At 40.0% G+C, this 15,074-nt stretch carries 8 protein-coding genes; all 8 read right to left on the bottom strand.

The features are described from left to right. Window position 1: 1 nt before the first annotated feature. The 8 genes from ACMUMJ_RS03330 to cobN all read right to left on the bottom strand — a co-directional run bounded on the left by ACMUMJ_RS03330 (window position 2) and on the right by cobN (window position 15,067). Window positions 2–1,456 (bottom strand): circularly permuted type 2 ATP-grasp protein, encoded by a 1,455-nt coding sequence (locus ACMUMJ_RS03330; protein ID WP_414677526.1) that lies wholly within the window; start codon window positions 1,454–1,456, stop codon window positions 2–4. Between the two features lie 242 nt (window positions 1,457–1,698). Then, on the bottom strand, window positions 1,699–2,376 hold the full coding sequence (gene folE / locus ACMUMJ_RS03325; RefSeq protein WP_414677379.1) for a GTP cyclohydrolase I FolE: 678 nt from the start codon (window positions 2,374–2,376) through the stop codon (window positions 1,699–1,701). A 431-nt stretch (window positions 2,377–2,807) separates the two neighbouring features. Continuing rightward, on the bottom strand, window positions 2,808–3,794 hold the full coding sequence (locus tag ACMUMJ_RS03320; RefSeq protein WP_414677378.1) for a phospholipase A: 987 nt from the start codon (window positions 3,792–3,794) through the stop codon (window positions 2,808–2,810). Window positions 3,795–3,813: 19 nt separating this feature from the next. Further along, a complete protein-coding gene (locus ACMUMJ_RS03315; RefSeq protein ID WP_414677377.1) occupies window positions 3,814–6,228 on the bottom strand; it encodes a putative bifunctional diguanylate cyclase/phosphodiesterase in 2,415 nt (804 codons plus the stop codon). Between the two features lie 629 nt (window positions 6,229–6,857). Beyond that, window positions 6,858–8,768 (bottom strand): PhoX family protein, encoded by a 1,911-nt coding sequence (locus ACMUMJ_RS03310; protein WP_414677376.1) that lies wholly within the window; start codon window positions 8,766–8,768, stop codon window positions 6,858–6,860. A gap of 249 nt (window positions 8,769–9,017) precedes the next feature. Beyond that, on the bottom strand, window positions 9,018–9,707 hold the full coding sequence (locus ACMUMJ_RS03305) for a P-loop NTPase family protein (RefSeq protein WP_414677375.1): 690 nt from the start codon (window positions 9,705–9,707) through the stop codon (window positions 9,018–9,020). A gap of 210 nt (window positions 9,708–9,917) precedes the next feature. Next, window positions 9,918–11,087: a sirohydrochlorin chelatase gene (locus ACMUMJ_RS03300; protein ID WP_414677374.1), complete on the bottom strand. Its 1,170-nt coding sequence runs from the start codon at window positions 11,085–11,087 to the stop codon at window positions 9,918–9,920. Between the two features lie 68 nt (window positions 11,088–11,155). Further along, complete coding sequence (gene cobN, locus ACMUMJ_RS03295) at window positions 11,156–15,067, bottom strand: cobaltochelatase subunit CobN (RefSeq protein ID WP_414677373.1); 3,912 nt, start codon at window positions 15,065–15,067, stop codon at window positions 11,156–11,158. Between the last annotated feature and the right edge of the window lie 7 nt (window positions 15,068–15,074).

Below are 15,074 nucleotides of genomic sequence, written 5' to 3'. Positions count from 1 at the left end.
ATTATTCAGCCTCCAAATCAACAATCCAAGTGTCTTTACTACCACCACCTTGAGATGAGTTCACAACTAGAGAACCTTTTCTCATAGCAACACGCGTTAAGCCTCCCGTTGTTACATAGGTATCTTTGCTTTGCAAAATAAAAGGCCTGAGGTCTAAATGTCTTGGCTCAATTTGCCCCTTACCTATTAAAGTAGGTGAGGTTGATAGCTTCAATGTCGGTTGTGCAATGTAATTTCTTGGATTTGATTTTATCAAATCAGCAAACAAGGCTTGCTCTTTCTTCGTTGAATGTGGCCCGACCAACATGCCATAACCACCTGATTCATTAGCGGGTTTAACAACCAACTTATCCAAGTTCGCTAAAACGTATTCTTGTTGTTCAGGATCTTCACATAAAAAAGTTTCTACATTGGCAAGAATAGGTTCTTCATCAAGGTAGTACTTAATGATTTCTGGGACATAGGCGTACACCACTTTATCGTCCGCTACACCAGCGCCAGGAGCATTTGCTAAAGCAACATTGCCTTTTTGCCACGCTCTCATCAAACCAGGAACACCCAAAACAGAATTAGGATCAAATGCTTCAGGATCAATAAACAAATCGTCAATACGACGATAAATCACATCTACTCGCTCCGGACCTGCAATGGCCTTCATGTAAACACAATCATCATCACCGACAAATAAATCACTGCCTTCGACCAACTCTGCACCCATTTGTTGCGCTAAAAAAGCATGTTCAAAATACGCAGAGTTAAAAATCCCAGGAGTTAGGACGACAATTTCAGGTACCTCAATATCACGAGGAGAAAGCGCTGCCAACATATCAAACAATTTAGACGTGTAGTCATCAACCGGTAAAATGTTGTCGTTTTCAAACAACTCAGGTAAAACACGCTTGGTAATCGCTCTATTCTCAAGCATGTATGACACACCCGAAGGCACTCGAAGATTATCTTCTAAGACATAAAACTTACCATCACCTGCACGCACCAAATCTGTACCGCAAACATGAGCCCAAACACCAAAAGGAGGCGAAATACCAACACATTCGGGTCTGAAGTTTTTAGAATCTTTGATGATGTACTCAGGAATGATGCCATCTTTAATAACATTCTGATCATGATATAAATCATTAATAAAAAGGTTTAACGCTTTCAAACGTTGTTTTAAACCGGCCTCTGCTATTTTCCATTCAGCGGCAGAGATAGTTCTAGGAATAATGTCAAAAGGCCACGCTCTGTCTATATTGCCTTCTTCCGTATAAACAGTAAAACTCACTCCCATCTCTTGAATCGTGGCTTCCGCCATGAGTCTTCTTTTTTCTAACTCTTCAACATCTAATGAAGATAAATAATTAACTAACTTTTCAGACGGTACTCTAGGTGACTTTTCTTCAGTAATTAGTTCATCAAAAAAATTATTTGAATCGTAATCTTTCCAGTTTATTTCCATACCTCTTAGCCCTCTTTTGTATGACTGCATCAGGCTCGCGCCTACACGGCACATCACTTTTTATTTATTCACACTATTCATGATTTTTATAATAACTATCTCATATTTTTGACATAATCAACTTAATTATCTCATTGATTTATATAAAGCAATTATCAGGCCATAGCCTAAATTCGATAAAAGTCAAAAAAAAAGCCCTAAAAGGGCCTTTTTTTATACAAAAGAACACAAATAACGATTATTTACCTTGCCAAAAATTCAGCCCTTGTTTTATCGCTGGATTTAAACAAACCGCCTAAAGCCGTTGTTTGAGTTGAAGAGCTAGCATCCATAACCCCTCTCGCTTTAACGCAATAATGCGTTGCAATGATGCTCACAGCAACATTGTCTGTTTCTAAAAGTGCTTGTAATGTTACCAAAATCTGCTGTGTCAAACGTTCTTGAACCTGTGGTCTCTGCCCAAAAAACCGAACAATGCGATTAATTTTAGACAAGCCGATAATTTTATCTTTCGGCAGATACGCCACTTTAGCCATCCCATCAATAGTGACAAAATGATGCTCACACGTACTTGTAAAACTGATGTCACACACCTTTACCATTTCATCGACTTTCATTTTATTATCAATGACGGTAATTTTAGGAAATTGTCCGTAATCCAACCCTGAAAAAATTTCTTTCACGTACATTTTTGCAATGCGATGAGGTGTTTCAGCTAAACTATCATCCGATAAATCTAAACCTAACGTTGTTACGACATCTTCAAACGCATGTTTAATACGCTGGTATTTTTCTTCCGATGTTAAACCATTATCAATCATAGGCGTTTCAAGCCCATGCTCGATCAAAGCATCTCTTACTTTCAATGCTTCAGCAGACGGTACAACGGGATGAAGGTTAGTAAGACTAGCTGTTTGCATATTCTATTTCCTAACAAAACTGTAATTTGGCATGACATCAAATCAACAATATGAAATGAGACTTTGCATATTGTACCGTTGAAACCGATTTGAATTCACCTTATTCTACAAGACGTCACCCTCTGTTAGATAAATACTTGTTATTTATTGATTCCATATGGAGAAAATGCGTTTTTATTTCAACTTTTCTGGTATTGATTCGCCGCGTTACTGTCAGAACCATCGAAACTGCACCTAAGCGATGTTTAACACATTGTGGCACTCTAATCATAGATAAACAAAAAAAGCGCCTCTGCCGATTCTAAAGCAAATTCTGCCTTGTATGAAATTCACTTTACACAAGAATAAAAAATCGTATAAAGACAAACTTTTTCGATGTCATACGATAAGTAAATAAGGTGGAAAGTTATTTTTAAGAAAGAGGGAAACACTTATAACCAATTCGTCAAAGTCACGCCGATACCCAAACTTTGCGTTCTATGATTGTAATCAAGTAAAGATTGTCCATATCCGTTATAGTACTGAACATATCCTCTTATTTTACCCCACGCAGGAAAAGTAAACCCCAACTGAATCGATCCTTTATTATCAGAACGTAGGTTATTTCTTACTATCGCATCCACTGTATAGTTATCGATCACATGAACAACACTTAACTCTCCATACCCTAAGTATCGCTCTATGTTAGGGTTATCATCTTCTTCACGACTTTCAGGAATTCGGTACCAAGGGCTTAGTGATACAACGGTATTTTCATACTCAAAAATAAAATTCGCAAACACTCGGTTCCATGACCTTGAAAAAGGCTCCACTCGACCATTTGATTGGTGATTTATACCTAAGCTCACGTATTTAGGAAAAAAGTCACTCGTCCCTTTCACTTCATACAATAAGAAAGCTTCGGGTTCATGATTGGTATCACGAAAAGGTGCTGAAATATCTGAATTATAAGCCTGCCAATAAGCCTGTTGTGTATAAGCAAACCATAGGCTCGTATCAGTATTTAAAATATTTGCGATAACAGGGAATTTTAAACTCAATTGAAACTTAAATTCAATACTGTTCAAACTTTCATCTGGAATCGTTGATTCTGATTGATTACGTGCATTTGGATTATGGGTATAGGCAATCGGTAAAAAATAATTAGGTCTGTGGGGTGTAATGACAAAAGGATTTGACGTGGTCGCTCTTTCCCTACGCATTCTCTGTTCAATAAAGCCTTCCGCTTGTTTTGCTCGCTCAGTGATAGAAAGCGGCTTTTCAGGCTCATCACCTAAATTACTTAAAGCAGGAATCAGAGTTCCCTCTACAAATGACGCTTCTTTTTGAATGTCGTTTCCTGAATAGTTATTAGTTTGCGCATAGCTAGGGAACATAAACACTAAACTGAAAACACCACAAGCCAATTGATACTTCATTTAACGTAAACGCCTTCTCTTATTGTTTAATTGAATGTATTTTACTGGTATTAATATTCTCGACAAAAACCTGTGCTGGAACAGGAAAGCCAAAATAATATCCTTGGAAACAATGACAGTCCATCTGTTGTAATTGAAGATAATGCATTTCGGTTTCCACACCTTCAGCAATGACTTCTATGCCTAACGCTTCCGCCATCGCAATAATAGCGGCAATAATGGCGGCGTCACTGCTATCTACTAATAAATCTCTTACAAAAGACTGGTCGATTTTTAATCGACTAATTGGCAATGTTTTCAAGTATTTAAGTGAAGAGTAGCCCGTTCCGAAATCATCAATCGATAAGAAAACTCCCAAGTCCCTAATCTTATTCATTTTCTTACGACTTACCGTTAAATCACCTAGCAGCATACTTTCAGTGATTTCTAAATCAATATACTTAGGTAATACAGCATATTTCATCAGTAGCATTTCTAAAGCAACAAGAAATTCTGCTTGCTGGAACTGTATAGTGCTTACATTAATAGACAGCCTCCAATGTGGCTGCCAAACCCCTTCTTTAATCCACTTGGATAACTGTCTAAAGGATTCTTCCATTACCCAGTCCCCAATCTCAGTAATAAGACCAATCTCTTCTGCGATAGGTATAAACACGTCAGGGGGCGTAAAAGAACCATCCGCTCGTGGCCAGCGAATCAGTACCTCGGCACCTATACAAGACCCATCAAATGCATTTTGAGGCTGGAAATACAATTCAAATTCTTTATTTTCAATGGCATCGTGTAACGATTTATCCATTGCCATGCGCTCATCGCTCATTGCCTGCATTTCAGGAGAATAGAAACGGTAAGTATTTCGTCCTGCGTCTTTAGCTTTATACAGAGCCGTATCCGCTTGCTTTAATAACAGAGTCGCATCTGGTTTAACAGAATCAAAAATAGTAATTCCGATACTGACGGTGATATGTAATTCGTGAAAACCTACTTTCTTAGGCATGGAACAGACATTGTTTATCTCTTGAGCAAATACCGTTATTTTTTCTGATATTTGCTCCGGTGTTCCTTCAATATGTGGCCATAACACAACAAATTCATCACCACCAAGACGGGCTGTTACAATTTTATTGCGGGCGATATTTTCTAAATCTGTCGCCACCAAGCGCAATAGATTGTCTCCTATATTGTGGCCTAAAGAGTCATTAATGTTTTTAAATCGGTCCAAATCTAAAAAGAATAACGCACCTGTAGTTTGTGTGTTTTTATTTCCTTTCCCAAACCCTTCTAACCTATCCAACAAATATCGTCTATTGGGAAGTTGAGTTAAAGGGTCATAAAACGCTAAACGGTTAATGCGATCTTCAGCCTCTTTTCTTGCAGAAATATCACGAACCAGCAATAAAACTTCTACTTTATGTTGTAGCATGTATTTAATCAGTCGGATTTCAACAGGGACTTTAATACCATTATCTGATAAATAGTGCGTTTCTAATGTCAATGGTTGATCTAACGCGAGCGAACTCAGCAGATCATTGAACGACTCCCAATCTTTAGCTGTATGAAACTCTCCCATATAGCTTCCTAATAAGCGCTCTTCAGAACGCCCGATAAGTGTTTCACTGGCTTTATTCACAAGGCAAATTTTGCCATCTTCCTCAACCAAGAAAATGGCATCACCTGCGTGCGCAATAATCGCCTTGGTATGTACAATGTTATACTCCAGAGCAACATGAGTATCTGAGAGTTTTTGCCAAACACTAATAAAAACTCGGCTTAATTCACCCAGTTCATCATTTTCATGGCCAAGAGGAATAAGATTAGGCAGAGAGTCAACAGACTTTCTACTGGATTCAGATAGCAATATTGTTAGGTTTTGAAGTGGTCTTGTCACCAAATAGTAGAAAAACAATGAAATTAACGATGCTAATAAAATGTCTTTGATTAACGACCCAAGCAGAAGAAGTGCATTTTGTGACAATACCTCTTCAATTAAGTGCTCTCTGTTAGGTGTTAAAATAATTTTCCCTAGAATGATGTTTCTGTCTTCATATCTAAGAACCAGCTCAAACTGATCAATACTAGGTAGTAACCAATTGGCCATTTCGCTGTAAAAACGAGGCGGGTTACTCTCAACTGAGCTAGAAGCAAACAGATTACCATCTTCATCTAACATTTCAGCTTTTAGTAAGTATTTATTCTGCATCAAGCCATCCATTTGCTGCTGAGCAAGGACCTGGTCTATACGAAAAGCGGCTTGAGTTGCAGGTTTTTCTATTACAGATAAAAGCGCATTAAATTCTTGAGTAATGAATTCACGACTGGAAGATAAATTAGAAGAAAATGTAACGGCACTCACAACAAGACTTAATACCACCGCCAATAAAAGTGTAGCACCAGCCTGTTTACCAAATAATGAGCCTGTGAAAGCAAACTGCAACCTGTTCCCCTCTTTCGTAGAAAAAGACTTATTTTCTCAGATAGATTATTCAAAAGCACTTCGTTTTATAGAAAAGTTATAACTTTATCGAAAAATTCCATATTCAAATTAACCCGTATCTTAAAAAATCAAAGCCATGCATAAAAAACAGCATGATTTAGACGTTATAACATGTGTCTATAATATAGATTATATTATATAGAAGATAGGATGGCGACGCACCGATCACCTATGTCTTTGAGTACAGTCAGGGAAGGTGCGAATAAGCCCTCTTGTCTCAGCATGTGGATAAAAGCCGGCTATTCGAGGCGAGTATCGAATGTGAATAGCTGGCCTATTTTCGAGATACTCAACAAAGAATACTGGCTTTTAGACCATGCCCTGCGGGTCTTTCAGAGAAAACGTCACATTTCGTTACGACTCTTTGAAAGGTATTAACATTCCTGCAGAATCGTGTCTTATTTGACGGTTTCTCTGCAAGACTGAGTCTTAGTAGACTTATTCGCACCTTCCCTAGGCACTTGTTCTCATATTCCTTAGTATTTTAGGCATAAAAAAACGCCACATTTTATTCAAACGTAGCGTTTTTCATTAATTACTTAATAAGCCGAATACAGCGGCTATAAGCATCAACCAATTACAGAACCATCATTACGAGAAATAGCAATAACACTTGAGCGTGGTGTTGAATCACCACCTTCAGGCCAATTTGAGTTACCTCTTTCACCTGGGTGTTGAACACTAATAAACATTGTCTTACGGTCCGAACTCCACGTAGCCCCTGTTATTTCACATTCTTTTGGCCCAACTAAAAAGCGGCGAATTTCACCTGTCTCAGTATCAGCAACCAACATTTGGTTATTACCTTGACCTTTAAAGTCATCTTTATTTGAGTAATTACCATCTGTCTGAATCCACAACAAACCTTTCGAATCAAACTTAAGCCCATCAGGTGAATTAAACATATTGTCTTGATTAATGTTTTTAGAACCAGCATAAGCATCATCATATACAGCTGGGTTACCAGCCAATAGGAACAAGTCCCAATTAAACTCGGTTGCGGTATGATCCTCATTTATTGGCTTCCATCGAACAATTTGACCAAAGTTATTTTTCATACGAGGGTTTGGGCCAACAGCTGGCGTCTCATCACCACCAGCATTGGTTTTAACTCCACGGTTTTTATTATTGGTTAAACAGCAATAGGCTTCCACTTTATTAGGATTAGCCGCGACCCACTCAGGGCGGTCCATCGTAGTTGCCCCAACTTTAGACGCCGCTATACGAGTATGAATAGCAATCTCAGACTCTGTCATACCTGTTGTCTCTGGAGTAAGCGCCAACCATTCACCTTTGTTGTTCTCATGAAATTTAGCCACAAATAAAGTGCCTTTAGAAAGCAACTCTGAATGATCACCACCAGCAGAGTATTTACCTTCAGAAACAAAGCGATATAAAAATTCCCCTCGTTCATCATCACCTAAATAAACAACGACATGCCCATTTGCAGCAATAGCAACTTCCGCATTCTCATGTTTAAAACGCCCTAATGCAGTACGTTTTTTTGGCATAGAATTTGGATTAGTTGGGTCGATCTCAACAATATACCCAAAGCGATTTGGCTCATTTGGGTTCTTAACTAAATCAAAACGATCATCGGCCATAGCCCATTTGTAGCCACGGTCTTTAAGACTCACACCGTAACGACCTAGTTCAGGGCTAATTTGATAATTGGCATCACTAGCAGAAAAATAGCCATTAAAATTTTCTTCACAAGTTAGATAAGTTCCCCATGGCGTTTGACCATTGCCACAATTATTCCATGTGCCTTTTGCAACAACGCCTTTAGGATCAGCAGACGTTTGCATTAATCTATGACCACGAGCAGGCCCTGTGATTTCCATTTCAGTATCTGCAGTAATACGGCGGTTATAAATAGAGTCTTTAACGATCCCCCATTTGCCGTCTTGTTGATTAATTTCCACTACAGATACACCGTGAGCCGCTTTTGATTTACGAATATCATCTGCGGTTGTTGGTACACCGTCTGCACGATTCGCAAGTAATGTTTTAGAGTTAGTGTATTCATTATTTACTACAAGTATGTTTTTACCATTATGTCTAAAGAACGACATACCATCACAGTGATCACCAAATGCCATTTCCTGTGACGCACCGGTTCCACCTGTAGAAGTATTCAATTCTGGCGCATTAGACCAAAGAGGGTCGCCCCATGAAGCAACCACTTGCCAACTGTATCCTTCAGGAACCGTAATAGTGTCAAGAGCATTGGCTTTCACCATTTCAAATGCTAAACGGCTATGTCCATGACCATGATGAGCAGCAATAGCATTCGTTGCTGTTAACGTTGTAGAACCCATTACAAATGCAGTTGCACCAAAAGCAACACCACCGCCTAGAAAAGATCGACGAGATAAAGAAGCTTCAGCAACTTCATCAAAATCAACAACCGCTGGCGCAGGGCGAACCAATTCATCAAATTCATCAAAGCCAATTTCTAGATCATTTTTTGTGGTCATCTCTCATTACTCCAATACATAATTAAATTATCAAGCAGTAACACACTTGCACATGTGCTTATGCTCAATGTAGTGGATCAATATTTCATCTAAGTGACAGTTTTATGAAGTATTAGTAAAAAGGCAAACTATAAGAATAAACTGTTGGCTGAACAAGTGAGGAGGATTTATAGACTGTAAGGAAGACGGAATATGAATAGAAAAAACGTAGAGAGTAAGTAAATACTCACACCCTACGCTCTTTATAAATTAATTTTGTAACAACGTATCTAATTGAGAATAACCACGCTTTAGCCAAATTTTCATTCTTTGCCTTTCTGCAATATTCATCAAACGTCTGTCGTTTGCTACCGCCCAAAAGCTAGAATTATTAAAATCTATTTTCTGTGTCAGTTTTGTTTGTAATTTTGCTAATTCAAAGAACTCCGCCTCTCGTTCAACCGCTTTCATATAAGTTGCTGATTTGTGGAAGCGAGTAAAGTTCTCACCACGCCCTAAGTTTTGCACAACAACAAAAGCCAGCTCAGGCTGTGTGTACTTCGTTAACAAAGCGTCTAATAAGGTAACTGAATCTGCTCCATCATCCATTACATGCCACAAATATACCTGACATCCCATTTCATCAAGTAAATTAAATACATCCGTTTCTTCAATCCATACCCCTAATGACTGAGACGTTTGAGCGGCTAAATCAATAATCAGATCATGATCAGGGTTTTCTTCTACCGCCATAAGCATCCCATCAAGACTGTCTTCTTCCCCAACTATAATCGGTGAGGCAAATTCAGAATAAAAGCGCGAGAAGGTTCCATGAGATGAGTCACAGTCAAAACCAACAAACGGCATATCTTGATCAATATAGTATTGAGCAAGCAATCTTGACGTCATAGACTTACCAACACCGCCTTTTTCGCCACCAATAAAATGAACTTTACTCATGCTATCCTCCATCTGGATAAAACCAATTCAGAATAATCTAATGACAACTTAATTAATATCAATGTTAAAACAATCTGAATACAGCTCTTTAATTTAAACGAATTGAATAATTAAATGCCTTCATAAAATAGCAATAAATAAGACGATTTAACATTTTTTTGTAATCTAATAAAATCAGATGACAAAATTTCATTCTAAATTATATTGCATTTACTTATGAGCGAAAGCGGTTTTATTACAATCGCCTTCGATTTTATCTTTTTCTTCTAATAAAATCTCTTCTGTAAATTGCCCCATAAAACAACAACAAATACCTTCACCTATCATTGTTCTTGGCCCTTCAGGATGACCAATATGTTTATACACACCATGGCTGTGACCGTGAGTATGGTCATGTGAATGACTGTGACTGTGAGCATGTGAACGGTCGTGAGCATGTGAATGACTTTGAGAGTGGCCGTGGGCATGATCCGATTGTGACAATCCTGCTGTATCATCTTGAGGATCAACAAACTCAGCATGATGATGATGAACATCCACCTCACCTGCGGCTAATCGACGCTTAAATGAACTCATCAATGTTTCCCCTTGAGAAGAAAGAGTTCCATCCATAATTTCATTAACACGGTTTTCGAACGCGTCAAGAACTTTGCTGTGGTCACTTAAATAAGGTGTTTGAATAAACTCAATCGATGGGTTTTCTTGAGCCACTTTATCAACATATCCTTGAATCCGCTTTATTAACCGTCCTGTAAATAAAAAGTAAGGCGCAATCACAACGCGCTTATAACCGAGTCTTAACAATTTGTCTAAGCCTGCACCAACAGATGGATACGTCACACCAGAATACACAGTATCAGCCCAACCAAACCCCATATTCTCATTGACTATACGTGTCAGTTTTGCCGCTTCTGCATTCGCATGGGTATCCGATGTTCCACGGCCCACTACAACTAGCAAGGTATCGTACAAATCACTAGGAGGGTTTTCAGGATCAATACCTAGCGACTCATAAATACGCGCTTGAAACGCGTCAACCATATCGTCCTGTAAACCTAACTCTCGCCCGTAAGTCACACTCAGTTTTGTGTGTTTTTCTTCGTACGTTGTTAATACAGAAGGAATGTCATTCTTTGCATGCGTGGCAGCGAAAAGCATCCCCGGAACAGCGTAAATTTCTTCAACACCTTGCTGCATAAGGCTATTTAACCCCATGTGGATATTAGGCGCTGAAAATTCCAAAAAGCCATATTCAACAGGCAAATTAGGAAAACGTTTTTTCAAGCCAGCTGCAACCAAACCAAACTCTCTTTCTGCATCTTTATCGCGGCTTCCATGACCACAAATCATAATGCCTTTTTTCACGTTTTCTTTACTCATTGTATTTTTCTCTTATTTTTTACTTCTGTAGGACGTATTTTATCGTGTAAATTTTGTCGCATCACTCTTTAAGAATGAGTCACCCATTCTTTTTTTTGATCTATGTCTAACAATAGCTGTTGTAATTCGCCTTGACGACTTTCACTGTCTTGCCACATTCCACGCTGACCTGCCTCTAGTAAGCGCTCCGCCATTTCTTCTAATGCATGGAGGTTATTTTTTTCTAAAAACGCTCGATTTTGTTCATCAAAAATCAATCGATCGCAGACGTTTTCATATTGATAATCTGCAACCAAATCCGTTGTCGCGTCATAAGCAAACAAATAATCAACCGTTGCGGCCATTTCAAACGCGCCTTTGTAGCCATGTTCTTGCATAGAGTCAATCCATTTAGGATTAAGAACACGAGTCCGTATCACCCTGTTTAATTCTTCTTTTAATGTACGTACTTTAGGAACAGATGGATTAGAGTGATCATTATGAAATACCTCTGGTGCCTCCCCTTTCAAAACAGTAACGACATTCGTCATTCCCCCTTGAAATTGGTAGTAGTCATCCGAGTCTAAAATATCATGCTCTCTATTGTCTTGGTTTTGCATAACAAGTTCCATTTTAGACAATCTATCTGAAAAAGCGTCTCTGGCGACAACACCATCATCCGATTTTCCATCGTACGCATAACCGCCCCAGTTAAGATAGGCCTCGGCTAAATCCTCTCGGGTGTCCCAACAACGCTCGTCAATTAAGCCTTGCAGGCCCGCACCATAGGCACCAGGCTTACTACCAAAGACTCGATAACTGGATAATCTCTTTGCATCGTCATCGGTCATTCCCTGAGACATTAATTCTTGTTGTCGCTCAATAATATGTTGCTGAATAACATTGCCTTTCCCCGGTTCTGTGTAATTAGCAATGGCTTGCACTGCGGCATCAAACAAGCGCATCACATTAGGAAACGCATCCCGGAAAAAGCCTGACACTCTTAATGTCACATCCACCCTTGGACGGCCTAATTGCATACAAGACACCACTTCAAAATCTGACACCCTATTGGAACCTGTTGCCCACAAAGGGCGTACACCCATTAAGGCAAGCGCTTGCGCAATGTCATCGCCTCCCGTTCTCATGGTCGCTGTTCCCCACACCGACAAGCCGATTTCAGTAGGGTAATCACCATGCTCTTGCAGGTATCGTTCTAACAAGGCTTGAGCCGATTTTTGCCCCAATGCCCAAGCGGCAGGAGAAGGAATCGCACGGTTATCAACAGAAAAAAAATTTCGCCCTGTTGGTAAGGTATCTAAACGACCACGTGTTGGCGCACCACTTGGACCGGGAACAATAAATCCCCCCCCCAAGCCCGTTAATAATGCGTTTAACTCATCAACCGCACTTTTCTCTAACGACGGCATTAGACGGTGTTTTGCGTGATCTAACAGCACTTTTGTTAAAGGTAACTCATCAAAGCAGCCATCACTTACTTGCTGATTAATAAGATAATCCAAACACAGTTTTTCAGCGAACCACTCCAGCCTTTCTTTTGTATCCGCTTCAGTACGCCATAAAACATCGCTAAGACTTTGCAAACATTCTGGCTTCTCACCTAACCAAGGTGACGCTAACGACATCATGGGATCAAAGCGCTGTCCATTATTTTGTAGCCCTAAATCTTCGACCAAACTATGAAGAATGCCCTGACTTTCTGGCGTATTCCCACGAGGCAGACGCAATAGAGCAACTAATGTGTCCGCAAGCTTTTCTGATTTGGGCAAACGACCAAGAATATGCAATCCATGGCGAATTTGCGCTTCTTTAATTTCACACAAATACGTATCCAAACTTTCTAAGACCGCACTTTCATCTGCGTCTTTTTCCAAGGCGATTTCTTCTAATAAATGTGTGCTTTCAACTAAGTTCAGTATTTGTTCTTTTAACCACGCTTCCCGTCGGACATCCATTCCCATAGCTTGATAATATTCATCCACGAGGCCCTCTAATTCTAATAGCTCACCGTAAGTCTCGGCACGCGTCATCGGCGGCATCAAATGATCAATGATTACCGCTTGAGTTCGACGTTTTGCTTGCGCCCCTTCTCCGGGATCATTCACGATAAATGGGTAAAAATGAGGCATTGGCCCTAAAGCAATATCGGGCCAGCATTGATCAGATAACGCCGTACCCTTCCCCGGAAGCCATTCTAAATTGCCATGTTTACCAACATGAATCACAGCGTCTATTTTATAAACATGGCGTAACCAAAAGTAATAGGCCAAGTAACTGTGTGGAGGAACCAAATCAGGATCATGATAATTGGCAGACAAATCGAGATTGAAACCACGAGCAGGTTGAATGCCAATAAAGGTTTTCCCTAGCCGGATGCCCGCTAACATCATTCTGGCTTCATCATTCTGAACTCGACATTTATGATCGTCTTCAGGTGGCCCCCAACGGTCTAACACAGCCGATTTAGACTCAGCAGGCAGAGCATTGAAATGCCGTTTATAGTCTTCCAAAGACAAACTTTGCCAACAGCCTCGCTCATGTAACGTATTTGGATTATTGGTAATCGCACCCAATAATTCTTCTATTAGCTGATTTCCCGTTTCGGGGATGTCCTCTATAGGGTATCCGGCTTCTTTCATCGCCAACAAAATATTCACCGTGGACATCGGTGTATCCAGCCCCACCCCATTACCAATACGTCCATCTTTTGTAGGATAATTCGCCAGAATCAAGGCGATGCGTTTTTCTGAGTTTGGCTTTTCACTTAATCGACTATACGCTTTTGCAAGTTCAGCAACAAAGTGCGCTCTTTCATGATGCACACTATAGCGAACCAGATCGATTTGACCTTGTTCATGGTAGGATGCGTGTTGCTTAAAACTGACCGATCGGGTAATAATTCGACCATCCATTTCAGGTAAAACAACCTGCATAGCAATGTCTCGGTTACGCAATCCTTTGGATTGACCTTGCCAGTCTTCTTGAGTACTGCCCGATAAGATCAGCTGTAACACGGGGATAGAACGATCAAATGATGACTGAAAATCCGTTGGCTCTGACGCAAGATCAGGGATGCCAACACGATTACTGGCAAAGCCGGTTGCATTTAAAATCACCTTTGCCGACAGGCTGTCTATCACCCCATTTACCATAGACAAGGAAACATCGTCTTTTAATGAACGAATGGCCAACGCAATGACCTTTAATCCTTGTTGAGCAAATATCTCCAACAAGTCATTAAACATCTGTGTATTACCACTTTGAACGTGGCTTCGATAAAACAACAACACACCATCAACAGTATTTGACTGATTCTCTCTACGCCATTCTTGAATACTGATTGCTTTTGATTGGTGATAAACAAAACACGCTGGCAACGCTATCGGTGGACGAAAGCGATAGCCTGTTTCTTGAAAACTGACCTCTTGAAAACTGCTTTCTTGAAGACTAACTTGCTCTACTCGGCTAATAGACGCGAGTTGATGCATTAAAAACAGCAATAAGTGACGTGAATTCTCCGCACCACCTTCACGTAAATAACGCCACACATCTTTAAAAACATCCGCGTCCACAGTAGACGCTTGCACAAGGTCATTATCTTGAGCATCGTCCCCTGGAACCAAAATCAATTTCCGATTTGGTTTCGCCTTTGACCATTCAACCAGTCGCTCAAAGCCATATGGCCAATAGTGCTGACCGCCCAGTAGCGACACCACAATCAATGAAGCATGATCCAGCACCTTATGTTCATACAAATCGTAAGCCGCCGGCTTTAATAGCTGCATCCAGTTCGCTAAGCGAATACTTGACAAAATATCGTTTAAATCAGGATTTTGACCCAATTCATCCATTGCTAATGCGCAGGCATTTAACACACTGTCAGACGCGGCTAGTAGAACGATGTCGCCAGGGGTTTGTCCAAGGTCAATGATGCCTTCGTCATCAACAAAACCACCAGGCTGTGCGGCCAATAAATGCATCGAATAA

Origin of the sequence: Marinomonas phycocola, assembly GCF_047525455.1 — a bacterium.
Taxonomy (GTDB): Bacteria; Pseudomonadota; Gammaproteobacteria; order Pseudomonadales; family Marinomonadaceae; genus Marinomonas.
This window is presented reverse-complemented; position numbering and strand designations above follow the sequence as displayed.